Origin of the sequence: Exiguobacterium sp. 8A (assembly GCF_902506275.1) — a bacterium.
GTDB classification, from domain to species: Bacteria; Bacillota; Bacilli; order Exiguobacteriales; family Exiguobacteriaceae; genus Exiguobacterium; species Exiguobacterium profundum.
In genome coordinates this window covers 2,651,650-2,675,751 of record NZ_LR733630.1, presented here as the reverse complement: position 1 = coordinate 2,675,751, position 24,102 = coordinate 2,651,650, and the positions used below count along the sequence as shown (strand labels likewise).

General features: G+C 48.4%; 25 protein-coding genes. 11 read left to right on the top strand and 14 right to left on the bottom strand.

What is annotated here, in order from left to right; translation table 11 throughout:
* Positions 1–25: 25 nt before the first annotated feature.
* Positions 26–925: a 1,4-dihydroxy-2-naphthoate polyprenyltransferase gene (locus GVY42_RS14030; protein ID WP_031421085.1), complete on the bottom strand. Its 900-nt coding sequence runs from the start codon at positions 923–925 to the stop codon at positions 26–28.
* Between the two features lie 168 nt (positions 926–1,093).
* Here GVY42_RS14030 and GVY42_RS14025 point away from each other — a divergent pair, with 168 nt between their 5' ends.
* The 6 genes from GVY42_RS14025 to menC are packed head-to-tail and all read left to right on the top strand — an operon-like array spanning position 1,094 to position 8,201.
* Positions 1,094–2,482, top strand: coding sequence for an isochorismate synthase MenF (locus GVY42_RS14025; RefSeq protein ID WP_159563571.1), 1,389 nt, complete (start codon positions 1,094–1,096; stop codon positions 2,480–2,482).
* Positions 2,475–4,124: a 2-succinyl-5-enolpyruvyl-6-hydroxy-3-cyclohexene-1-carboxylic-acid synthase gene (gene menD / locus GVY42_RS14020; protein ID WP_159563570.1), complete on the top strand. Its 1,650-nt coding sequence runs from the start codon at positions 2,475–2,477 to the stop codon at positions 4,122–4,124. The genes GVY42_RS14025 and menD overlap by 8 nt, the downstream gene beginning before the upstream one ends.
* The gene (locus GVY42_RS14015; RefSeq protein ID WP_159563569.1) at positions 4,121–4,900 is read left to right on the top strand and encodes an alpha/beta fold hydrolase; all 780 of its coding nucleotides are present in this window, start codon (positions 4,121–4,123) and stop codon (positions 4,898–4,900) included. Before menD ends, GVY42_RS14015 begins: the two co-directional genes overlap by 4 nt.
* Before the next feature lies 1 nt (position 4,901).
* Positions 4,902–5,726 carry a 1,4-dihydroxy-2-naphthoyl-CoA synthase gene (gene menB / locus GVY42_RS14010; protein ID WP_015880852.1) on the top strand — a complete coding sequence of 275 codons (825 nt, stop codon included), beginning with the start codon at positions 4,902–4,904 and terminating at the stop codon, positions 5,724–5,726.
* A gap of 49 nt (positions 5,727–5,775) precedes the next feature.
* On the top strand, positions 5,776–7,134 hold the full coding sequence (gene menE, locus GVY42_RS14005) for an o-succinylbenzoate--CoA ligase (protein WP_159563568.1): 1,359 nt from the start codon (positions 5,776–5,778) through the stop codon (positions 7,132–7,134).
* Positions 7,131–8,201, top strand: coding sequence for an o-succinylbenzoate synthase (gene menC / locus GVY42_RS14000; RefSeq protein ID WP_078146358.1), 1,071 nt, complete (start codon positions 7,131–7,133; stop codon positions 8,199–8,201). Before menE ends, menC begins: the two co-directional genes overlap by 4 nt.
* A 38-nt stretch (positions 8,202–8,239) precedes the next feature.
* Here menC and map read toward each other — a convergent pair whose 3' ends face one another.
* From map to GVY42_RS13975, 5 genes are all read right to left on the bottom strand, one after another.
* Complete coding sequence (map, locus tag GVY42_RS13995; RefSeq protein ID WP_074037728.1) at positions 8,240–8,989, bottom strand: type I methionyl aminopeptidase; 750 nt, start codon at positions 8,987–8,989, stop codon at positions 8,240–8,242.
* 14 nt (positions 8,990–9,003) lie between these two features.
* Complete coding sequence (locus tag GVY42_RS13990) at positions 9,004–10,188, bottom strand: EAL-associated domain-containing protein (protein ID WP_074037729.1); 1,185 nt, start codon at positions 10,186–10,188, stop codon at positions 9,004–9,006.
* A gap of 40 nt (positions 10,189–10,228) precedes the next feature.
* A complete protein-coding gene (locus GVY42_RS13985; RefSeq protein WP_015880847.1) occupies positions 10,229–10,480 on the bottom strand; it encodes a hypothetical protein in 252 nt (83 codons plus the stop codon).
* A 100-nt stretch (positions 10,481–10,580) separates the two neighbouring features.
* Complete coding sequence (locus tag GVY42_RS13980; protein ID WP_015880846.1) at positions 10,581–12,110, bottom strand: DEAD/DEAH box helicase; 1,530 nt, start codon at positions 12,108–12,110, stop codon at positions 10,581–10,583.
* A 168-nt stretch (positions 12,111–12,278) separates the two neighbouring features.
* On the bottom strand, positions 12,279–13,130 hold the full coding sequence (locus GVY42_RS13975) for a S1 RNA-binding domain-containing protein (protein ID WP_159563567.1): 852 nt from the start codon (positions 13,128–13,130) through the stop codon (positions 12,279–12,281).
* Positions 13,131–13,700: 570 nt separating this feature from the next.
* On the opposite strand from GVY42_RS13975, the gene GVY42_RS13970 reads away from it, so the two are divergent.
* From GVY42_RS13970 to GVY42_RS13955, 4 genes are all read left to right on the top strand, one after another.
* The gene (locus tag GVY42_RS13970) at positions 13,701–13,943 is read left to right on the top strand and encodes a hypothetical protein (protein ID WP_074037731.1); all 243 of its coding nucleotides are present in this window, start codon (positions 13,701–13,703) and stop codon (positions 13,941–13,943) included.
* 87 nt (positions 13,944–14,030) lie between these two features.
* A complete protein-coding gene (locus GVY42_RS13965) occupies positions 14,031–14,291 on the top strand; it encodes a hypothetical protein (RefSeq protein ID WP_015880843.1) in 261 nt (86 codons plus the stop codon).
* 78 nt (positions 14,292–14,369) lie between these two features.
* A complete protein-coding gene (locus tag GVY42_RS13960) occupies positions 14,370–15,071 on the top strand; it encodes a 1-acyl-sn-glycerol-3-phosphate acyltransferase (RefSeq protein ID WP_159563566.1) in 702 nt (233 codons plus the stop codon).
* Entirely contained in the window at positions 15,068–16,966 is a 1,899-nt protein-coding gene (locus GVY42_RS13955) for an ABC-F family ATP-binding cassette domain-containing protein (protein ID WP_159563565.1), read from the top strand. The genes GVY42_RS13960 and GVY42_RS13955 overlap by 4 nt, the downstream gene beginning before the upstream one ends.
* Positions 16,967–17,047: 81 nt before the next feature.
* Here GVY42_RS13955 and GVY42_RS13950 read toward each other — a convergent pair whose 3' ends face one another.
* From GVY42_RS13950 to GVY42_RS13920, 7 genes are all read right to left on the bottom strand, one after another.
* Positions 17,048–17,977: an NADP-dependent oxidoreductase gene (locus GVY42_RS13950; protein ID WP_159563564.1), complete on the bottom strand. Its 930-nt coding sequence runs from the start codon at positions 17,975–17,977 to the stop codon at positions 17,048–17,050.
* 91 nt (positions 17,978–18,068) lie between these two features.
* Positions 18,069–18,593 (bottom strand): GNAT family N-acetyltransferase, encoded by a 525-nt coding sequence (locus GVY42_RS13945; RefSeq protein ID WP_236548972.1) that lies wholly within the window; start codon positions 18,591–18,593, stop codon positions 18,069–18,071.
* 11 nt (positions 18,594–18,604) lie between these two features.
* Positions 18,605–19,240 carry a response regulator transcription factor gene (locus GVY42_RS13940; RefSeq protein ID WP_015880838.1) on the bottom strand — a complete coding sequence of 212 codons (636 nt, stop codon included), beginning with the start codon at positions 19,238–19,240 and terminating at the stop codon, positions 18,605–18,607.
* Positions 19,241–19,242: 2 nt separating this feature from the next.
* Positions 19,243–20,265, bottom strand: coding sequence for a sensor histidine kinase (locus tag GVY42_RS13935; protein WP_074037734.1), 1,023 nt, complete (start codon positions 20,263–20,265; stop codon positions 19,243–19,245).
* Positions 20,262–20,951, bottom strand: a complete 690-nt coding sequence (liaF, locus tag GVY42_RS13930) for a cell wall-active antibiotics response protein LiaF (RefSeq protein WP_015880836.1) — start codon at positions 20,949–20,951, stop codon at positions 20,262–20,264. The genes GVY42_RS13935 and liaF overlap by 4 nt, the downstream gene beginning before the upstream one ends.
* A 78-nt stretch (positions 20,952–21,029) precedes the next feature.
* Entirely contained in the window at positions 21,030–21,674 is a 645-nt protein-coding gene (locus GVY42_RS13925; protein ID WP_074037735.1) for a PspA/IM30 family protein, read from the bottom strand.
* A gap of 22 nt (positions 21,675–21,696) precedes the next feature.
* Positions 21,697–22,086 (bottom strand): hypothetical protein, encoded by a 390-nt coding sequence (locus GVY42_RS13920; RefSeq protein ID WP_031421063.1) that lies wholly within the window; start codon positions 22,084–22,086, stop codon positions 21,697–21,699.
* Positions 22,087–22,330: 244 nt separating this feature from the next.
* On the opposite strand from GVY42_RS13920, the gene rsgA reads away from it, so the two are divergent.
* A complete protein-coding gene (gene rsgA / locus GVY42_RS13915; RefSeq protein WP_074037737.1) occupies positions 22,331–23,296 on the top strand; it encodes a ribosome small subunit-dependent GTPase A in 966 nt (321 codons plus the stop codon).
* A 41-nt stretch (positions 23,297–23,337) separates the two neighbouring features.
* Here rsgA and pflA read toward each other — a convergent pair whose 3' ends face one another.
* Complete coding sequence (pflA, locus tag GVY42_RS13910; RefSeq protein WP_074037738.1) at positions 23,338–24,054, bottom strand: pyruvate formate-lyase-activating protein; 717 nt, start codon at positions 24,052–24,054, stop codon at positions 23,338–23,340.
* Between the last annotated feature and the right edge of the window lie 48 nt (positions 24,055–24,102).

Below are 24,102 nucleotides of genomic sequence, written 5' to 3'. Positions count from 1 at the left end.
CTGACACGTTAACGCCTCCTCTTTTTTACAACACAAATCTTGAAACGATGAGTCCGACGACCATCCACGCCCCGAACAGCGTATTGACTTTCGCTGTCATCGCCATGGCAGGCATCAACGCGGCCGGTTCTGCCTTCTGCCAAAACCGTTGAATCGCCCGGATCATGACCGGCACCGTAAAGAGTGACAGCAAGACCCATGGAGTGACGCCATAAAACATGACGGCGACGATGATGCCGACTAATGCCGCGATAAAGAACGCTGCCAATACATACACCGCACGTCGATGACCGACCAGACACGCAATCGTTTTTCGGCCATTCTCTTTATCGTTATCTAAATCACGGATGTTATTCGCAAGTAAGATTGCCCCTATCAATAAGGCCATCGGGAACGACACGAGTAGCAACTCCGTAGTCACCGTATTGATTTGGATAAAGCCGGCAATCCCGATGATGACATATCCCATGAATAGCCCAGCGACAATTTCACCAAACGGCGTATAGGCAATCGGTAGCGGCCCTCCAGTATATAAGTAGCCGACAAGCATAGACAAGGCGCCGATCCAAAGCAAATGCCAGCTTGTGGATGCCGCAATGTAGAGCCCGAGTAGTGCCGCAATCGTATACATGCCGAGCGCAATCGCTAATACTTGCTGTGGTGTAAATCCATCACGTACGATGGAGCCTCCGATTCCGATGGACCCCTCATGATCAAGACCACGCTTGTAGTCATAATACTCGTTAAATAAGTTCGTCGCGATTTGAATAAGGACAGATGCCACTAACATGGCAAGGAAAAGTCCCCATTTGAGTTCGGTTTGATCGAGGACGATGAACGTCCCGAGCAAGACCGGAATAAAGCTTGCGGTCAGGGTATGCGGGCGAATCATTCGCCAATATGCCCCTTTCGATTTCTGTTTCATTTCGTTCCCTCCCTTCGTTAGTTTACGTCTCGATGAAAAAATCTGTCAACGCCAGCCCATTATCCTAGATTCTTGATCATTTCCCGAGCATTTCATAGGCAGGTGTATTGCGAACTCATGATACACTAAAGAGTGAGAATTCTATCGGATTGAGGAGGCTTTTCTTTTATGCCAGATACTCAAACACATATAAAACAGCGAATTGAGCAGGCCCATAAACGGGCGCGAGCTTGGCAACGGCCTGTCCTCGCATCATACACATGGGAAATCTCGGCGTTCGATGCTTTTCAAATCATCCAGAACACCGATACGTCCCATTATTATTTCATGACACCAGACCGGACGCTCGAAATGCTCGGTTGCGGGGACGCACTCGTCTTGAGCGCTTCTGGACCCGAACGATTTCAGCGACTTCAATACGATTGGAGTCTTCACCGACGAGATGTCGATGCGACAATCCACGCGTTCGCCGGTTTTTCATTCGACACGTTTATGCGACCACAAAAAAGTATGTGGGATGCCTTTGGGGAGGCATCACTCGTCGTCCCAAAATTTTTATACCGTCGCTATAAAGACCGACACACGTTGACAGTGGCCACTCTCGTCTCTTCGAAGCAGTCGGTCGAACAGTATTTGATTCAATTGGCAGATCAGTTGGCCCAGTTCAGTTCACTTCGTCCGACGGAAGAAGCGACGCCGTCTTATACAAAAGTGAAAGATGGGGTCGATCACTTCAAGTCCAGTTTCCAACAGGCTAAACAGTTGATTGAAGAAGAACGAGTTGAAAAAATCGTGATTGCCCGCGAAGAAATTTATCAGCGTTCCGATGATGCGTTCCCCTTCGCAAAAAGTTTGAAGCATTTAGCAGATCATCAAGAATCTAGTTACATCTATTTGTATCAACCAAAGCGTGACACTGGTTTCTTTGGGGCGACTCCTGAACGATTGATTCAAAAAGAAGGCATGCAACTGAACACTGCTGCCATCGCCGGGACAATCAAGCGTCCGAAAACCGAGATCGAGGCAGAAATTGCGAAAGAGAAACTCCTAAACGATTCAAAAAATCGTGAGGAGCATCAAATTGTCGTGAAAGACATCAAGCAGGCGTTGACACCCTATACTGCACCGATTCAAACACGAGATACTCCGCAAATTTTGGCAAATCGCTCGGTGTTCCATCTACACACCCCAATTCAAGCGACACTCGAAACAAATGCTTCCTTGCTGTCACTTGCGGAATCGCTACATCCAACGCCAGCACTCGGCGGCTCTCCGAAGCGGACATCGGTCCGATTGCTTCGTGAAATCGAGCGATTCGACCGCGGGTGGTACGGTTCTCCGTTTGGTTGGGTAGACAATGAAGGCGACGGCGAGTTTGTCGTGGCAATCCGCTCTGCACTCGTTCAACACCAATTCGTCGCACTGTATGCTGGATGTGGGATTGTGAAAGACTCTGCACTCGAGCAAGAGCTCGAAGAAACAGAAATAAAAATGAGTCCAATCAAACAAGCTTTGCAGTTTGATTTACACAATCAAGGAGGCACCCTAGATGAATAAGGTTTTGACCGATTGGGTCGCATCCATGGTAAATCGGCTTGTTGCGTCCGGTGTAAAAGACGTGGTCATCAGCCCAGGATCCCGCTCGACTCCGCTCGCTGTAGCGGCATATCTTCATCCTCAGATTCGTCATCACATCATCGTCGATGAACGATCTGCCGGATTTTTTGCTCTTGGACTGACCCGTGCGTCAGAAACAATTCGCCCGGTCGCATTGATTTGCACAAGTGGAACGGCGGCAACAAACTACTATTCGGCTGTGACAGAAGCGTTCATATCGCAGTTGCCACTCGTCGTACTGACAACCGACCGTCCTCATGAACTGCGCAATGTCGGGGCTCCACAAGCAATCAATCAAGTCCGCCTCTACGGTGAACAAGTGAAGACGAGCATTGATTTGCCTGTTCCAGAGGAGACAACGTTATCGTTTATGAAACAAACGATTACCCGCTTCACGAATCTGTCAATGCAAGCACCGATGGGACCTGTTCATTTGAATGTACCGTTTCGAGAGCCTCTGCTTCCTGATCTCGAATCCTTGAAACAGATGTTAAAAGCTGACCCTGTCTTGCCAGAAAGACAGCGTATTCGGCCGACACAGGCAGACAAAAACATTTTCTCGGAATGCACGAGTCAAAAACGACTCGCCTTCGTCGTCGGGCCTTACACCCCGACATCTTGGCAGAAATCCATTGTTGAATTCGCTTCCGAACGACAGATCCCGATTTTTGCCGATCCTCTTAGTGGCATGCGACGTTTCGACGGCGTCTTGACCAACTATGACACGTGGCTCGCGAGTGAGCATCGGACTGATTGGCTGCCTGAGGTGTTCGTCCGTTTCGGGGCTGCACCTGTTTCGAAACGCTTCAATCAATGGATGGCCATGGCGGACCAACTCGTCATCGATGAACCGGGATCTTATCGCGACCCAAGTAGCCGAGCCACCATCTGTTACGGCGACGCACTCGATTTTCTACCGCTCATCGCATCCGTAAACGAACCTCGGTACCTTGAACGTTTACGCTTTTTTGAAGAGGTTGCCGAGTCTGCAAAATCGTCACTTCAAGGTGAAGCGGAATTGACGAAACGATTGCTCGATACATCGATTGAGCGTCTATTCGTCAGTAATAGTATGCCGATTCGAGATATAGATACATCACTGTCTGCCGGCACGAATATACACGTTCTCGCCAATCGAGGCGCAAACGGAATTGATGGTGTGTTATCCACTGCACTCGGAAGCAGTTATGATACGGCTCACGGCGCTTTATTGATTGGTGATTTAGCGTTCTATCATGATAGCAACGCCTTGCAACTGTTAAAGCATCATCCTGGAAAATTTTCCGTCGTGATTGCTAACAATAACGGTGGAGGGATATTTTCCTTCCTCCCGCAGGCTTCTGTCGACACACAGTTGTTCGAAGATTTGTTCGGCACACCGCTTGATTTAAATATCCGTGGATTTGCTGACACATATGGCTTATCGTATCGCCTAATTGAACGACCGGATGAAATTCAAGAAGCGATTGAAGATGGTGTTCATTTAATCGAATTCCCATCGAATCGTGAGGAGAATGTGGCGATCCATCGAGGTTGGACACAATCTGTCTGCGCTCGCCTCATCACGGAGAACGAATCATGAACATCGATTTACGTGGCGTACGTTATGAAGTGATTCATCGCGGTGAGGGAAAACCGGTATTATTTTTACACGGATTCACCGGAAACGCCCATTGGGTCGATTCGCTCCCTGCATTATCGATTCGTCTTGTGTCACCGTCACTCCTCCAACATGGCGCAACGGAGCACCCTTCAGTCAATCGTTCGACAATGAGTCAGCAAGTTAAAGATTTGTCCCGCTTACTGGATACGGACGACCGACCTTGGACAGTCGTCGGCTATTCACTCGGTGGGAGAATCGCATTGACACTCGCCGCATGCGACGAGCGTGTCGAACATGTCATCGGGATCAGCACGACCCCCGGTCTGCTCACTTCTAAGGAACGAGCCGCACGCCGCCGCCAAGATGCAGAATTGGCTCACTTGATTGAAACCAAGGGTATCGCTGCATTCGTGAATCGTTGGGAGAACCTTCCGCTTTGGCGACAGACGGAAGACATGAAACGTTCACTCCGAACAGGTCGGCTCGCCCAACAACCGAATGCCCTCGCAAACAGTTTGCGGTCAATCGGTACGGGACATATGCCATCGTTATGGGGCACATTGCAGCGTCTCCCCCGTACCGACTTGATTGTCGGGTCAGACGATCTCAAGTTCAAAGCCATCGCAAGATACATGCAGGAAGAGCGACCAGATATTAAAATCTATGAAATTTCAAACGCAGGGCATGCTCCTCATATCGAGAATGCATCAGAGTTTGGTACAATAATAAAGAAATTGATTTTAGGGGGTATTTAAAATGGAATCAGTAGCGAACTGGACATCGGTCCGGACGTATGAAGACATTAAATATGAAACGTGGAACGGGATTGCCAAAATCACCATCAACCGTCCCGAAGTGCGCAATGCATTCCGTCCGTTGACGGTCAATGAATTGATTGATGCATTCGCTCGCGCGCGCGACGATAAAGAAGTCGGCGTCATCATCTTGACAGGTGAAGGCGAAAAGGCATTCTGTTCAGGTGGTGACCAAAAAGTTCGTGGACATGGCGGCTATGTCGGGGAAGATGAAATCCCACGCTTGAACGTCCTCGACCTTCAGCGCTTGATTCGTGTCATTCCAAAACCGGTCATCGCCATGGTCGCAGGTTTCGCAATCGGCGGAGGACACGTTCTTCATGTCGTCTGTGACTTGACGATTGCAGCGGACAATGCTCGCTTCGGACAAACAGGTCCTAAAGTCGGTTCGTTCGATGCAGGATACGGTTCTGGATACTTGGCACGGATCATCGGCCATAAGAAAGCTCGTGAAATCTGGTACCTTTGCCGTCAATACGATGCACAAGAAGCACTCGACATGGGACTCGTCAACACGGTGGTCCCACTCGATCAACTTGAAGCAGAAACGATCAAGTGGTGCCAAGAAATCTTACAACACTCACCTACAGCGCTTCGCTTCTTGAAAGCAGCAATGAACGCAGATACAGATGGTCTTGCCGGACTTCAGCAACTCGCTGGAGACGCAACGCTTCTCTACTACACGACAGATGAAGCAAAAGAAGGACGCGATGCGTTCAAAGAAAAACGTGACCCTGACTTCGGTCAATTCCCACGTTTCCCTTAATTGTTGAGAGAGTAGCGATTTCGCTACTCTTTTTTTGGAGGTGACAGCTATGTATGAATGGATTCGGAAACACCCAGCGTCACATCTCGCCCTTGTGACAGCTGACGATCGATTGACATGGGCAATGCTACGCACGGAAAGCCTTCAACTTGCCCAGTTCATCCATGAACAGACACCCACCGCCAAACGAATTGGCATATTCGCTAAAAACAGCAAAGACTATGTCATTGCCGTTCATGCAGTACATCTGCTCGGAAAAGTGCTTGTTCCGTTGAATACACGGCTGACCGAAGAGGAAGTGCGTACTCAGCTACAAACAGCAAAAGTGGACCTCCTTCTCGTTGACGTAGAAATCGATTTGTCTATCACCCAACTCCTGATCACACGCCGGACCACTTCATGTTTCACCGTGACCCATGAGTGGAATGAAGATGAAACCATGTCTCTCATGTTTACGTCCGGAACGACGGGTCGAGCCAAAGCGGTGCAACAGACGTACGGGAATCACCTCGCTAGTGCCCGAGCCGCTGAAGCGCATTTAGACTATCGTCCATCAGACCGGATGCTCGCGGTGACCCCGCTCTTTCACATGAGTGGACTGTCTCAAGTGTATCGGAGTGCCATCATCGGTTCGACGCTCTATGTCGAGTCACGATTCGATGTCGATCGAACACTTCACGTCATCGAGACAGAAGGCATCACCCAGCTATCACTCGTCTCAATTATGCTGCAACGATTGCTCGATGCTGGCCTGAAAAAGCACCGACTTCGCACGTTACTCGTCGGAGGCGGACCCGTCCCGCGCTCATTACTAGAAGAAGCAGAACGACGCAAGTTACCGATTGCTCAGACATACGGGATGACCGAGACGTGTTCTCAAGTCGCCACGCTGCTCCCGAGCGAAGCGCTCTCGCATATCGGTTCGAGTGGTCAGGCAATCGCCCCAACAAGTATTCGAATTAATTCAGACGGAGAAATCGAAGTAAAGGGACCAACTGTGACGAAGGGATACTTCGAACAACCTGAATCAGATGCTTGGACACCCGATGGTTATTGGCGAACGGGTGACCTCGGCATGATGAGGGATGGCTATTTATATGTACACGATCGCCGAACCGACCTTATTCTTTCAGGTGGTGAAAATGTTTATCCGGCTGAAATCGAAGCCGCCATGTTACGCTGTGCCGGTGTTCAAGACGTCGGCGTCACGAAACAGTCGCATCCGACTTGGGGAGAAGTCCCGATCGCCTTCGTCGTCGGCTCCTATGATCCAGCCGAGATGCAGCATGTTCTCGACTCACAGTTGGCTAAATATAAGCACCCGATCGCCATCCACTACGCACCGAATTTACCACGAAACGCGAACGGAAAATTAATGCGCCATCGCTTAAAGGAGCTACTGTCATGATCAAACGTGCTGAGCTTTCCATCGTCCCTTTGACGTTTAAACACCCGATTGTGACGGCACACGCCGTCTTATCTGTCCGAAGAACGCTTATCCTCCGTCTAGAGACCGTAGACGGTGTCATCGGATACGGAGAAGGTGCCGCTTTCGAAACACCTTGGTATACGGAAGAAACGACCCAATCCATGATCGATACGTCTAAACTAATTCTCAATTTATTGAAAGGGATGACGGTCACAACGGACGTGTTTCCGAACTTGGTCTCGTCCATCATCGGTCAGCACATGGCAAAGGCGATGTGGGAAAGTGCACTCTGGGAGATTGAAGCAACGCGCGCGAACAAATCACTCAAGTCATTCATGAGCGCCGGAGATTCCGTTTCCTGCGGACGAACAATCGGGATTGGGTTACTGAATCAAACGATGAAATCCATCGAGACGGCATTAGCTGACGGATTCGAACGCATCAAATTAAAGGCATCTCCTAATGAACTGGTTCCTGCCCTACGTGAGATTCGCGCGGTCTTCCCTGACGCGCCTCTCATGATTGATTTAAACGGAAGTGCGTCCGATCAACCGATGGAATGGTTCGAACAACTCGATGCCCATCGGTTATTGATGATCGAACAACCGTACCCAAGCCGACAATTCACAAAATCAGCGGCTCTCCAAGCAAAACTCACGACCCCCATTTGTCTCGACGAATCCATCACGTCTTATGACGACGTGGATACGATGGCACAGCTTGGTGCCGGAAAAATCGTCAACATTAAACCCGCACGTGTCGGTGGGCTTAGCGAGGCGCTCCACATTCGAAAACACGGAACGCCATACTGGGTCGGTGGCATGTATGAATCCGGTATCGGAAGATATCATACACTCTTGTTTGCTTCGTTAAGCGGCGCGAGCTTCCCCGCGGACATGTCAGGCACGAGCGCTTATTTCGAGCAAGATTTACTCGATACCCCGCTTGAAGTGGAGAATGGAAAGTTGACTCTTCCGGATTCCGTACAACCAGATTGGAATGTGATTGAACGGTTACGCGAAGAAGTGATTACATTGCAAACATGAAAAAAGGTGCGGTTCACGAGAACCACACCTTTTTTACGTTAACGGAACGATCCCGTTAACACTTCATATCCATCTTCTGTGACAACAACTGTATGCTCGAACTGCGAAACAAGACTCTTGTTCGGAGTGAAGAGCGTCCAACCATCCTCTTCCGATTGATAGACGATTTCATCCTTTGTCGAGATGAACGTCTCAACAGCAATCACTTGCCCGGCTTTTAATAACTGATTTTCTTCTCGACTATAATAGTTCGAGATCGTCTCTGGCTCCCCGTGCAATGTCCGACCGAGACCGTGTCCGGCCAAGTTCCGGATGACCGTGAATCCATTCTTTCTCGCGTCAGCGTAAATTGCTTTACCGATCTGATTGACTTTCACACCCGCCTTGACCTTGCTGAGTCCCGCTTCTAATGAAGTCAAGGATACTTCGACCAAACGTTCGTGCTGGGGTGACTTCGCCGCCCCCGCAATCACTGTACGTCCCGTATCGGCATAATATCCATCCTTCACAGCGGAGACGTCGACATTGACGATATCGCCCTCTTGAATGACTTCATCTCCCGGAATACCATGGGCAGCAACGTCATTGAGCGAGATACATGTGTAACCTGGAAATTCGTACATCGTAATCGGTGCAGAAGCTGCACCTTCATCTTCTAAAATACGTTGTCCGATCGCATCTAATTCTTTTGTCGTCATACCGGGCTTGACGGCTTTCGCCATCTCATCTCGCGCAAGTGCGACGATTCGCCCGATTTCGCGCAGTGCATCGTAATCATAATCTAGCATCGTCCATCTTCCTTTCAATCCAATAATCGGTTTTGATATAAATACTCCTCGGATATGTCGGCAAATAAGAACATGCCGTCCGGTAACGGATAGCTAAAGGTTCGCGTCACTTCGTTTGAACTGAAATCACGATAGTCTCCCGATAAATAGCCACGCCCTCGAACATCCATCGCCGCCATCGTCTGAATGAAATACGGTCGGAAACTCCAGTTATAGCCTCGATACGTATTATCGACACGCCATTCTCCATTCACGCAGTAAACGTTCGCACTCGTCTGGAAACCTGTCTTATCTGTTATATAATAACGAACAAACACCTCTTCCAGTTTTGGGGCGATGAATTGAATCCACTCGTCTTTCTTGTCTCTCGACCATTTTCCGGATTGAACTAGTTCACCAATGCGGCGATGTAACTCAAATTCAAGCTCGTACAAGCGATTCAATCGTTTCTGGTCATGTAAAAAGAAGGAAGGCACTTCTTGTGCCAACACACCCATACCTTTGATTTCTCGTTGGGGAATCTCATCTTCCAAGCCTAGTAGGCCACCCATGTAATACCGACCACCGTGCTGCCACGCGTAACGAAGCTGTCCGATGTGGTTGATGGATTTGTAAAGAAGCGGTGCACCAAGCTTCGAAGCAATATACTCCATCGTCTGAAGCATGTTCGGATAGGTGACCGATAACGTCTTTTTCTCGACCATCGTGCCAAGGTCGACGAGCAATAATTCTGGCGCAAGCGTCATGATGTCTTCGATACTCGTGGATTCGGCAAAGTCTAATGCAATTTTCAATCCATAGGACCGATAGTATTGAATGACACGTGACAATCGCGGGACGTCGACTAAGTCCGTCCCTTGTAAGGTCACATAAATACGGTGTAACGGAAAATTCAATTCGCGTAGTGGGGCTAAAAAGGCTTCTCCCCCTTCTTCGAGAATCCATTCCGACCGGCATCTGAACGTGACGAATGGTTTGACGTCACGAAGTTGCGCTGCCGCGAGTTGCTCCATTCGTTGGGCGATGTCTAATTGATACTCGAGGGGAACGTCATCATCATAAAAAAACGGTGTCAATGATTCGCCTCGGAATCGTCCATGTACCATATATCCTTCCACTTGAAACGTCGCCGCCCCAAGGATTGGTTCATACGTCACCATCACTTCTTCAGGATGGACCATCACTTCTACCGCATCCACAATTCATCACCTCTTCGTTAAATGCGAAAACGAGCTACAATCAGCTCGTTCGCGTGTGTACATACATATAGGCACCGAAACAAGCAATAAAATAGGCGATACTCACCACGCCATATGCAATGCCCATCTTTCCGCCTACTCCAATGGCTAACACTAAAAAAATCATCGCTCCAAATAACAATGTCGCCACGGGGATATAACGAAAGTTAGGACGGTCTGTCTTTGACACGATTGGTTTGAGTGCGATTACACAACCAAGCAGCACAAGGAGACCGAAACTTAATTCCACCATCCGTTGACACCTCATCCTTCTATCTCTACTCAACTAGTGTAGCACGACACAATAAAAAATGCCGCAAATCCACTTAGGGAAATGCGGCATTTCACGATGATTAGTCACGCGGACGGCGTGGACCACGGTCATCCGAGCGACGACGATCGTCACCACGGAATGATCCTTTACGGTCTCCACTGCGTCCATCACGACGTTCGCCACCGCGTCCACCACGACGATCGCCACCACGGCCACCGCCACCGCCACGACGGTCGTTACGACCACGGTATCCACCGCGATCGCCACCACGGCCACCTTGGCGTTTCACACGAACTGGTTCAGCGTACGAGATTTCAACAGGTGTTGAATCTGGCTCTTTCGTCAATCCACGAAGGGCAGCAGCGAGAATTTCAACTGCTTCGTACTCTTCAAGAAGCTCTGTCGCAAGTTGCGTGTAAGCTTTGAAGTCGCCCGCTTGAACGCGTTCGATCAACTCTTCAGCTGCTTGCTTTTGGTTTCCTTCAAGTACTTCCGCGATTGTCGGTACGTGACGACGGTTCATCTTCTTGTTTGTCACACGCTCGATTGCCTTCACTTGTCCAAATTCACGTGGCGTGATGAACGTGAGGGCTGTACCTGTCTTACCTGCACGGCCTGTACGACCAATGCGGTGTACGTAGCTCTCTGGGTCTTGTGGTACATCGAAGTTGTAAACGTGCGTGACACCTGAAATATCAAGTCCACGTGCAGCTACGTCAGTCGCTACCAAGATATCGATTGTTCCATTTTTGAAACGACGAATGACTTGGTCACGTTTCGATTGCGTTAAGTCTCCGTGAAGACCGTCTGCAGTGTATCCGCGTTTGATGAGGGCTTCTGTCACTTCATCTACACGTTTCTTCGTACGAGCGAAGATGATGCTGAGTTCTGGTGAATCGATGTCGATCAAACGGCAAAGTGTATCGAATTTTTGACCTTCACGCAATTCGAGGAATTGTTGGTTGATGTTCTCAACTGTCATTTCTTTCGCTTTCACTTTGATGATTGTCGGCGACTTCATGAAGCGCTCAGCAATCTTTTTGATTTGTGGTGGCATTGTCGCTGAGAAGAGAAGCGTTTGGCGCTCTTCAGGAAGACCAGCCAAAATCGTTTCGATATCTTCAACGAAGCCCATATTGAGCATTTCATCTGCTTCATCCAAGATGACTGTTTGAATGTCATCGAGTTTGATTGTCTTACGTTTCATGTGGTCCATGAGACGTCCTGGTGTCGCTACGACAATTTGCGGGTTCTTTTTCAAACCACGGATCTGACGGTCGATTTGTTGACCACCGTATACTGGAAGTGCGTATACGCGCTTCGTTTCACCGATTTTGTTTAATTCTTCTGCAACTTGAATCGCAAGTTCACGTGTCGGTGCAAGAACGAGTGCTTGGACTTGACGCGCCTTTGAATCGATTCGCTCAATTGTCGGAATACCGAAAGCTGCTGTTTTCCCTGTACCTGTTTGTGCTTGTCCTAATACGTCCACTCCCGTGAGTGCGACAGGAATTGTCTCAGCTTGGATCGGTGTAGCTTCCTCGAAGCCCATTTTGTGTACACCTTTTACTAATGCTTCACTTAATTGTAAGTCTTGAAATTTTGTCAAATTATATTCTCCTTTGTTCATACAAAAAACGTCTGAGTTCAGTTTGACAGATCTACAGACGTTTTCTCAATGTTTCCTCATAGTCAACTTTATTAACTATAACGTATTTCTTCCTAAAATGAAAGAAATACATTTTTAAACTTTCATGTCACCTGAACATGAGTTATCTTATTTCAATTTATAGCCGTTGTCGAGCTTTTCAACTTGCTTGTCTTTCAATAGTTTTCCAAGCGCTCGTTTAAATGCTGCTTTACTCATTCCGAATTCACGGTCGATGATGTCAGGTGATGTCTTATCACCGTATGGCATTTGGCCACCACGTTCTTCAATATACGAGAGGATGCTCGCCGCATCACCATCAATCGCCTCATAGGCACGTGGCTTCATCGAAACGAGGACCGTACCGTCTTGTTTGACCTGCGTCACACGGACGGTCAACTGTTCTCCGAGACGTGGCCAACGTGTCATCTCAGCCTCATGCAAGAAACCGAGTGATTCCCCTTCGACCCATACGTTGACGCCCACTTCGCGTTTATTGACGACGATGGCCTGCACGTCCTGGTTGTTCCATTCTTCTTTCGACGGTCGTGCCAACAAGTTCAAGAACGCATATGGTGCAGGGTCCCCAAGCAAGCGTCCTTTTTGGTCATACTTCAATCGAATACACAATTGATCGCCCGTTTGTGGCCAATATGATCGGTTCTCCGGTAAGTCATCCATCGAAACGAGAACGTCCTTTTGAATTCCGATATTCACGAAGACCCCTGTGTTATACCGAACGCCAGTCACTTCAAACCATTCATACTCATCAAATGAAACGGTCGGAATCGTCATCGTTGATGCGAGACGTCCTTCTGAATCATGATATAAGAAGACACGAACCGTTTGACCGATTGTCACTTCTTCTGTTTGTTCTTTACGGTGAAGGAGCACCTCTTCGCGGCCGTTACTAATGAATACTCCAAAATCAGCAGAACGTTCCGCGACTAAATCTACTACTTCTCCTGCGCGCAATGCCATTACACCCACATCCTTTTCTAAGCTATTACTGTCAGTATACCTATCTACACACGTTCCTAATCATATCATGTTCTCTTTCAACATTTTGAATAAATGTGTCGAAAATGTGAATGTGTTTTGAGACTGTTGAAATCATGATTGTTTACAGAACTTACATGATTTATTAAAATTTTGTGACAATTTTGTGAACGTGTTTTTTTCTGCTAGTATCCTTTTTTTGAAAACGTTATTATATAGGAAGTGTCCAGTATAGATAAGGTTTCATTTAGGATTGATCGGGGGATAATAAATGTTTGATATACAGTCTCGTTCTTTTGCAAAGCGTTTTACAAAAGGATTGCTTGTCGCCTTTTTCGCATTACTCGCATCTCTCAGTTTTATTTTCTCAAACGGTGTCGACACGAATGTATCGTCATCCTCGACTTACATGACTCAAGAGTAAACGCCATTCAGCCCACTGAAGGCGTTTTTTTCTTTGCAATACATAACAGGATTTCCCTTCAAAAAGTCGAATACGATTAAAAGACCATGCCTTTTTCTTTCATACCTTTAAGAAAAGGAGACTCCGCTATGATTTTTTATTTTCTCACGTCCATTTTATCAATCGTAGGACTTGCTTTTTTGTTCCAGACCGAATTGTACAAAGATCCAATCGGAACATTTTTATTTGCCGTCCTAATTGCGATGGGACTCTCTTCCTTCAAACAACTCTTCATGCAGGCAAATGAGTATTTTGTAGAAAGACGGAACCAGAAACGGATCAAACGAGTCGTCGACAGAATGCACTCCACGACTCGAAAACGCTCTACATAACGCTCGTCTTCCCTCGCCACATTTGGTATCCTATGTAGGAACAGACATCGTACAATGGATTTATAATCGCAGGAGGCACATAACCGTATGAATGAAATCCCGTTATCGAATGAATGGCTACTTCGTTATTCACCTGTCATGGAGCTTTGGTTAAAAGAGGACGGTATTTTGCTTGTCGATGATGACAACCGAATCCGTCTCACTCTCGAAATCGGAAGTGATCAGGCCATGCAAATCAAAAGTATCGAGCAAGACGGCGCCTATTTCGTCGTCGATCCTGTGAATAAACGCATTACGTTCGAGCTCGAAGAAGAGGAAGAAGAGAGCGATTCTCGCTTTTGGGAATAAGGATTCATGCCGAAGGGTCGGATTCTCGTCAAGAGAAGAAGACTCTTTCTTGTTGTCATCATGAGAGGAGAGAATAGAATGATTCGAACAGCTGTATGGTTTTTCTCATTTTTTGCCGTATTACCAATCACCGTCCCGTTTTTACAGAAGGCGAAAAAAATCGAAACGCCAAAGCGTTACCGTTACGTACAAGATATCGCTTATAAATGGGCACAGTTTCTACTGAAGATTGCGGGTGCAGACATCCGTGTCCACGGTCAAGACCAGATTCCGGATGAACCCGTCGTCTACGTGTCGAACCACCAAGGAAACTTCGATGTCCCGATTATGTTGACCGCCACGAAACGACCGAAAGCGTTTATCTCGAAAATCGAGGTTCAAAAATTCCCGATTATTCCACGTTGGATGGAATTGATGGGGTGTATCTTCATCGACCGGAGTGACCGTCGTCAATCGATTCAAGCCATTCGTTCCGGCGTCGAAACAATTCAATCCGGTCAATCAATGATTGTCTTCCCAGAAGGCACACGCTCAAAAGGTGGACCGATGAAGGAGTTTAAAGCCGGAAGTTTGACGCTCGCCACCTCAAGTGGTGCGAAAATCGTTCCAGTCGCGATTCAAGGCAGTTATAGATTGTTAGAAGCCAAAAATCGAATCACCCCGGCAACGGTCGATGTCACGTTCCTACCTGCGATTGATCCGGCTGATTTGCCGAACAAGGAAATCGCAGCAACGGTCGAGGCGGCCATTCGTCAACAGCTTGAAGGAGAGAACGCATGAGTTTATTAATGATTGAAGGCATTCATAAAGAGTTTGCAGACAAAGTCTTATTTGATGATGTGACGATGACAATCCATCCCGGAGACCGTATCGGGATTATCGGCGTGAACGGTTCGGGGAAATCGACGTTCATGAAAATCATCGCCGGTACCGAGACAGCAGATCGAGGCACGATGCAGCATCCGAACGATTATCGGATTCGCTACTTGACTCAAACGGTTCAATTCGACGAAGGACAAACGATCCTTGACGCTTTATTCACAAGTGATACTCCTTCCGTTCAAGCGTTGAAACAGTTCGAGCGCGCCAGACAAGCACTCGAAGCGAACCCGACAAGTGAGCAGTTACTTGAACGCTTCATGAAAGCCCAACAGGCCGTCGATGCCGCAGACGCTTGGGAAACGGAAGCAAAACTGAAGTCGATTTTAAACCGGCTCGGTCTTCCTGACGTGTCAATCGATGTGAACGCCTTGTCTGGGGGGCAACAAAAGCGAGTTGCGCTCGCCGCAGCGTTACTCGATGAAGCGGACTTATTGCTCTTAGATGAGCCGACGAACGAACTGGATGCCGATACAATCGCATGGCTCGAAACGATGCTTGCCGATTACCGGGGAGCGATCCTGCTCATCACCCACGACCGCTATTTCTTGAATCGTGTCACGAATCACATTTTGGAGATTGCGGATGGAACGAGTTACTTCTATAACGGGAACTATGAACTCTTTCTCGAGAAGCGTGCCGAGCGAAAAGCTCGGGCACAATCGATGGAACAGAAACGACAAAATATATTACGTCGCGAACTCGCTTGGTTGCGTCGTGGCGCGAAAGCCCGGACAACCAAACAAAAGGCACGCATTCAACGTGTCGAAGACTTGAAACATCAAGAGAGCTTAGCGGAAGACGAGACGCTCGACGTCTCGGTCGGATCTCGCCGACTTGGTAAAAAGGTCATCGAAGTCGAAGATTTATCTTTCGGATACGATGACTCCCTTCTCATTCGGCAGTTCAATTGGATTTTCGGTCGCCGTGAACGCTACGGGATCGTCGGCCCGAACGGGAGTGGGAAATCAACGCTCATGAACTTGCTCACCAAGCGCCTAGAACCGACAAACGGTACGATTGTGCACGGAGAAACCGTTCATTTAGGCTACTACGGACAACAAGTCGAATTTGAAGACGAGTCACGACGGGTCATCGATGAGATCGAACGCATCGCCAAAGTCATCCACACGCCGGACGGCGAGGTCATCACAGCGGGGCAAATGCTCGAACGTTTCCTTTTCTCACCGGACGCGCAATATAAACCAATTGCGAAGCTATCTGGTGGCGAAAAACGGCGTCTCGTCCTGCTTCGAATTCTCATGGATGAACCGAACGTCTTATTCCTTGATGAACCGACGAACGATTTGGACACGGAAACGTTGTCTGTTTTAGAAGACTATTTGGAGTCCTTCCCAGGTACAGTCATCGCCGTCAGTCACGACCGCTATTTCTTAGACCGGATCGCCGGACAGTTGATCGCTTTCGAAGATGGGGTCATCCAGGTGTATCACGCAGAATATAGTGACTATTTGGCCATGCGTCAAGAAGAGGTTCGTCAAGTGAAGAAAGAGAAAGAACCTAAAGAGAAAAAGGAACGCGTGAAGTCGGAAGTCGTGAAATTCACCTTCAAAGAACAGAAGGAATGGGACACGATCGAAGAAGACATCGCCGCACTTGAAGAACAGATTGAAGCGCAGGAAGCGACGCTTGCATCAGCGGGCAGTGACCTTGGTAAAGTCAATGAGTTGTATGCGAAGATTGCAGAACTGAAAGAAACACTCGATGCGAAGATGGAACGTTGGACCTACCTATCAGAAATCGATGAACAAATACAAGCAGAGAAAAAAGGCTGACCTCCACATAAGGTAGCTTATCAAATGAAATGAACAAGAGATGGATTTCCGATATTTGTTCCGGAAATCCATCTCTTTTGATTATTTCACTTTGATGATGATTTTGCCTTTGGCATGCCCTTCTTCTCCATAGTCATGAGCAATTTTCGTATCTTCTAAATCAAAGACCCGGTCAATCACAGGTTTCAGTTCGCCTTTTTCAACAGCTTCCGCAATTTTTTTCAAACGCTCCCCCGTTGGTTGCATGAAGACGTACTCGGCACGGACCTTCGCCTGTTTGGCTTCCTCTTCATTTGGTGGTGTGGAGATGGAGACGAGCATCCCATTCTCTTTAAGCATTTGGTAGAGTTTGCTCTGCCCGTCGCCCCCCATCGTATCGAATACGAAATCAATATCGCGGACAGTATCTGCCGGGTCTTGTTGTTTATAGTCGATGACCTCGTCGGCTCCAAGTTTTTTGACCCAATCTACGTTCGGCGTGCTTGTCGATGTGACGACATACAAACCGTGTGCTTTCGCGAGCTGGATGGCTACCGTTCCGACACCACCTGAACCGGCTCCGATGAAGATTCGATCACCCGGTTTGGCATCCATCACTTCGAACATGACTTGCCATGCCGTATGCGCGACGAGCGGCAGTGAAGCGGCCTCCTCAAAACTAAGCGAAGCTGGTTTTTTGACGACAAGATGGGAATCGACTGCGACGTACTCGGCATATGTGCCTTGGCGCGCGATTTCTGGTCGGCTAAACACTTCATCTCCAACCTTCAATTCGGTCACATTCGCCCCAACTTCTTTGATGACACCCGATACATCCCACCCGATAACGAGCGGCATCTCGTAATGGAGCATTTCTTTCAAGTATCCTTCACGGAGCTTCCAATCGACCGGATTGACGCTTGCGGCATGAACTTCAATTAATACGTCATCTGCACCGATTGCCGGTTGTTCAAGTTTCCCTACTTTGAACTCATCCGACCCGCCATACTGTTCGATATATGCTGCTTTCATCTCATCATCCTCCTTTGATTGACTCACTTCTAGTTGGTTCCCATTTTATTTCTCTTACAAACGAAAAAAGCACACCGTAGAAACGGTGTGCTCAGACTGACTGATGGGTCATATAGCTATAGACATACACATCATGAGATTGTCCACGCTGACGCATATAGTTATGTAGTCGACCTTCTTGAAAGAATCCATTCTTCTCCAACATGCGTTGGGATGCAAGATTCTCGACATAGACGATGGCACCGACCCGTTCAATTTCACACGTCACGGCAAACTGAAGCGCCGCGTGAAGGGCTTCGGTCGCATAACCCGAACGCCAATACTCCGGTTTGAGTTCATAACCGATCTCGGCACGCCGATGCGACGGTGCCCGATTGTGAAACCCGATTGTCCCGATTAACGCTTTTGATTCGCGATGCTCGATGGCAAAACGGATGATCGCACCTGTTTCGATTTGTGCGAGCATATGCGTCAGCATCTGTTCCGTTTCTTCTAACGTCCGATGTGGCTCCATTCCGTAGTGGCGTAGCACGTGTTCATCTGAAAAGATGGCGAATACGTGCGGACCGTCCTCCATTTGGAGAGGTCGCAGTCGGAGGCGCTCCGTTTCAATCACAGGGAGACGGTTCATCCTTTACTGACCAAGTTATGTTGGAACGCATAGACGACTGCCTGGGTCCGGTCATAGACGTCAAGCTTCGTCAAGATGTTCGACACGTGTGTCTTCACTGTTTTGAGTGAGATGAACAATTCGTCCGCAATCACTTGATTCGACTTGCCTTCCGCCATCAGTTGCAAGATTTCTCGTTCACGGGCAGTGAGACTCTCATGAAGTGTCATTTCCGGATGACGCAGTCGTTCGAGCATCTTTCCTGTTACCTGGGCGGCCATGACCGGATTGCCGGCAGCGGTTTGACGAATCGCATCTGCGATTTCATTTGCATTCGCTGTCTTGAGGACATAGCTCATCGCACCGGCTTCGATGACGGGATACACTTTCTCATCATCCAAGAAACTCGTCACGACCAAAATCTTCGCTTCTTTCCAACTTGCTTTAATTCGTTTCGTCGATTCGACTCCGTCAACGGGCTCCATCACCAAGTCCATAAGGACAACGTCCGGCTTCTCCGCAATCGCAAGCTCGGCTCCCGTTGCTCCGTCCGATGCTTCGCCGACGACTTCGATGTCCGGTTGTGTCGATAAAAAGGCAGATACGCCCGCCCGAACCATTTCATGATCATCAATTAATACAACTCGAATCATCATTACCCCTCCACTTGTTGTTTCACACGTACTTCAATTTGTGTCCCGACATTCGGCACACTGACCAATCGCAACGTTCCACCGACTTCTGCCGTACGCTCTCTTATCGATTGTAATCCATATGAGGCGACTTGTGTATCGTCCACATTAAATCCGATTCCGTCATCGTTAATCTTTAAGATGACCGTCTGTTGCACGGTTCGCATCTCGATTTCTAAACGAGTCGCTTTGGCGTGTCGTAACGTGTTACTAATCGCTTCCTGAACAATCCGAAACAGTTCATTTTCAGTGTGCCGGGAGAGCTTCACTTCCTCTAAACGCCAGACGAGCTCGGTCGATTGTTTACGAGACAGTTCTTCTAACAAGCGTTCGATTCCCGTCTTTAGTGTCATGCCTTCTAGTTCGACCGGCCGAAGTTGTAACAGCAACGAACGCATCTCTGCCTGTGCGGTCTGCGCCATGAGCTCGACTTGTTCCATTTGTTTACTCGCGAGTTCTGGTTTCGTCTGCATCGTCTGTTTGACCGCTGTCGTCATCATCGAGATGGCATAGAGCTGTTGACTCACCGAATCATGAAGTTCTCGTGCGACGCGACGTCTTTCTTCGACGACGGCCTCACTCCGCGCCTCTTCCACACTGACCGGACGCTCACCGACTCGCTTCGCCATCTCGACCATCTCTTGGCGCTGTTTCGATACGCGGACGATTCGTTCGAGTGTATCTCGGTATGGGGACATCGGGCGGAAGGTGATGTCTTTTTGGTTCTCCAGTTTCCAAAGGGCATTGGCGACTTCCCGAAAGTCTCGGCGCAAATAAAAATACGAACCGACGCCAAAGATACTTCCGATCAAGACGGCAATCACTAGAATGGACACACCGAAAGGCAACCCTTCTTCACGCGAAAATAAATCGCTCAATGAAGTCGAGTCACCTATGAGAAACGCTACAGTAATCAAGAAAGCCGTCAACAAGCTACTAAACAGTTGATGCCAGACGACCGTTCGTGGATAAGAATCTTTTTTCATACCGTCATCACCTCGACACTTCCGCTCATGAGCACGATATGAATCCGGACTTTTCGTGTAGCCTGGACATAATCATCAGACGCTGTATAGAAGCGACGATTGAACACCGGCGAATAGTTCGAGTCATCGACCTGCACTTTACCGAACCCGATCGATGCGTCAATCGAATAGTCATACCCCGCAGGAATGAGAATTCGAATGTCTCCCGCAAGTCCATTGAGGAGTAAGAACGTCTCTCCTTCCGGAATGATGGCTTGTGACAAATCCATCTCAACGTCCCGTAGTAAAAAGAACTCATTCGTATCACGTAACACATAGTGCCCCGATTCCTTCATCCCAAATGAGAAGGCTTGTTCTTGACGAAGGGGTGTCCGGATTTTCGATTCGACCGGTCGATTCTTATAGAGTCGATAGCCGAATAACAGGAGGAGTCCGGAGAGCACGAATCCGAATGCCGCAGATGAGAAAATCAAGCCAATCAAGAGGATTCCCCCAATTGCGTAAAAAATATAGCTAGCAGACTGCTTCCCCCGACGACTGAACCGTCGACCGATGTAGAGGAGAAGCAGCGGGAGGATCATGCTGAATAAGACGCTATTCCCACCCGTCACGATATCGATGAAAAGTCCGACTGAAAATAAGATAATCATAAATCCAATGATTTGACGTGTGTTCCAACGTTCCATGTCCATTCCCCCTTTCTGTTCATATGTATGAAGCAAAGAAAGCGATGACCTTGTTCAGGTCATCGCCGAACCATCGCCTCACTCTTGTTTAAAGCGACGCTCCAGTTCTTTCAATTTTGCTTCAAAATCATCTTCATCTTCCTGCGTGTCTTGCTTCTCTTCGGCAGGTTGTTCTTTCTTTTCTTCCTCAGTGAATGGATGCGACTGAGACGTATTTTGACCAAAGATTTGGTCGAGTGCCCCTTTTAACAAGTCTAGGTTTTCGCGCATTGCAAACTCATAACGTTTATTTTGCATCTCATCGAGTTTGAGTTTCATCTCGAGCGCACGACGCTCTAATGTATCTAACTCGCGCTCACCTTCGTCAATCAATCCTTCAAAGTAACGGTACTGTTCCCCGTAATGTTTGGATTCGAGTGCCGCACGTTCTGCCAACTTTTCTTCCCCGGCTTGTTTCGCCAGTTCTGTTTGCTCATATCGTTTATCTGCCATCTTCTTGGCATCATCACGTTTTTCAGCAAGTTCTGCAAGCAATGTACGTTGACGTTCCACGAGTCGTTCAACCGACAACGCTTCCTTCTCCGCTCCACGGATATGACGGTTCAATTCCGCTTCTCCACTTGAACGTGGCATCTCTTTATCCTGATACTTCTTCACTTCTTTCGAAATTTCTTTCGTCAATTCATTCGCTAATTCACGAAACTGATCAAACGGTGTCTTCATGGTGAATCCTCCTTATGAAATCTCAACGACGATTAACAAATTTTTGCCACACTTGATCAAACTGCTGGAAGCTGCTCCGGCCGGCACGCGTTCCGTCTGCATTTAAAATCTCGACATCCGGGTCGCGTTTTTCACTTGTATACATCATATACCCTTTAAACAACAACCACGCGACAATGATTCCGACGAGCGCCCAAATGTTTGAGAGCATCGTCCCAATCCCAATGACAGCAAGGATCCCGAAACCAACTTTAGCACCGATGTGTGTCACAGCCTGAAAACGGACTCCAGCCCAAAGCGTCAAGAGCGCTCCTAATCCGAATAAAATCATATTCGGTAAAGAACCGATCAACACGAGCACTAGAGCGATCGCGGCCACGATGAACAACACCTTTTTCACTTGGTGATTCATCTGTCATCCCTCCTTGTTAAGTACACTCTTATCATAATACGTTATTTGACATAGGTCGACGAGCGGAAGGCTTGTTTCACCTCGGTCTTTAGACTGAGATGGTACCGTTTCCAATAACTGTGGTACACTAATGCTATCGAACAACGAAAGGATGATGTTTTATGAGCAACATGATGCATGCACGTAACCAAATGTCAGCAAATCGGAGGGCTGTCGTCCTCCATCACTAAAAGGAGGATTCTTTTTGAATCAACAAACTGAAACGGGACGTGTCACGGCACAGTTCCAACATCTTTATACGGTATCAATCGGAGAAAACGCCTATATGTGCGGGGTTTCCGGAAAATTTCGACATGCCGCGACGAGCGAACGGGATTACCCAGTCATCGGCGATTATGTCACGATTCAAGTTCGCGAGCATGGTCAAGGTACGATTCACCATCTCCTTGAGCGTCGGACCGTTCTTTCACGAGCGGCCGCCGGCAACGAGACACGTGAACAACTGATCTGCGCGAACGTCGACTACGTCTTGATTACGATGGCGTGTGGACACGACTTCAACATTCGTCGCCTAGAACGCTATACGCTAGCCGCTTGGGACACCGGGGCAATCCCAATCATCGTCTTGACAAAGACCGATCAAGTCGACTCCGTCGACACATTGCTCGAAGACATTCAAGTGAACGCACCTGGAATTCAAGTATTCCCCGTCAGTGCTGTAACGGGAAAAGGTGTGGCTGAACTTCGTCACGCATTGCCGAGTGAGAGCACAATCGCCTTCGTCGGTTCGTCCGGCGTCGGAAAATCTACGCTGACGAACGCCCTCGCCCACGAGACACTTGCCGTCACACAAGCCGTCCGGGCGCAGGACGAGCGCGGAAAACATACGACGACACACCGCGAACTGTTCCGAATCGACGACTTATACGTCATCGATACACCAGGGATGCGAGAATTCGGACTATGGGAAGGAAGCGAGCACCTCGATGAGACGTTTCGCGATATCGAAGCACTTGCCGAGACATGCCGCTTCCGCGACTGCTCACATCAGAAAGAACCGGGCTGTGCCGTCCAAGAGGCACTCACGAGCGGTACGCTAGATGCGAAACGCTATGCTAGCTACGTCAAACTTGAGCGAGAGCTTCTCTATATGGAGAAAAAACAGGCAGAACATGCCCGCGTCCTAGAAAAGAAGAAAAAGCGAGTGTAACGTAAAGCAAGCGCAGACCACATCGGCCTGCGCTTGCTTTTTTATACGGTTCCCTGCAAAATCCCTTCTGCCCATTCGACTTCATCGGATGTCGGGGGCTTCGTGCCTTTAAGCGGATAATCGAGTCCGAGCGCCTCCCATTTGTAGACGCCCATCTCATGATAAGGCAAAATCTCGACTTTCTCGACATGGTCTAGCTTTTGAATGAACGCGGCCGTGCGACGAAGCGCACCTTCTTCGAGCGTCCATCCAGGTACAAGGACGTGGCGAATCCACATTTTCGTTCCGCGCTCGGAAAGGTGTTCGGCAAGCGCGAGCGTGTTGGCATTGCTACGTCCCGTTAGCTTTTTACACATGTCGTCGTCGATATGCTTGATATCGAGCAAGACAAGATCGGTGTGATCTAAAATCGCATCCAAATTAGGAGGTCGGAGCGCACCAGACGTATCAAGTGTCGTATGAAGCCCATGCTTTTTCGCTTCACGCAGCAGCGCCTCTAAAAATTCAGGTTGCGCGAGTGGGTCGCCACCAGAAATCGTGATGCCGCCTTTCGATGCGTCCATGAACGGACGGTAGCTGAGCGCCTCTTGAATGACGTCTTCAGCCGAGCGGTGATTATTCTTTTTGAAATCCCACGTATCTGCATTATGGCAATAGAGGCAACGTAACGCACAACCTTGTAAAAAGACGATAAAGCGAATACCAGGGCCGTCAACTGTTCCAAATGATTCGACCGAATGTACATATCCCATTGTCATCGAAATGACCTCCTAACGAATGAGCGGCCCTCCGTAGAAGGCCGCTAA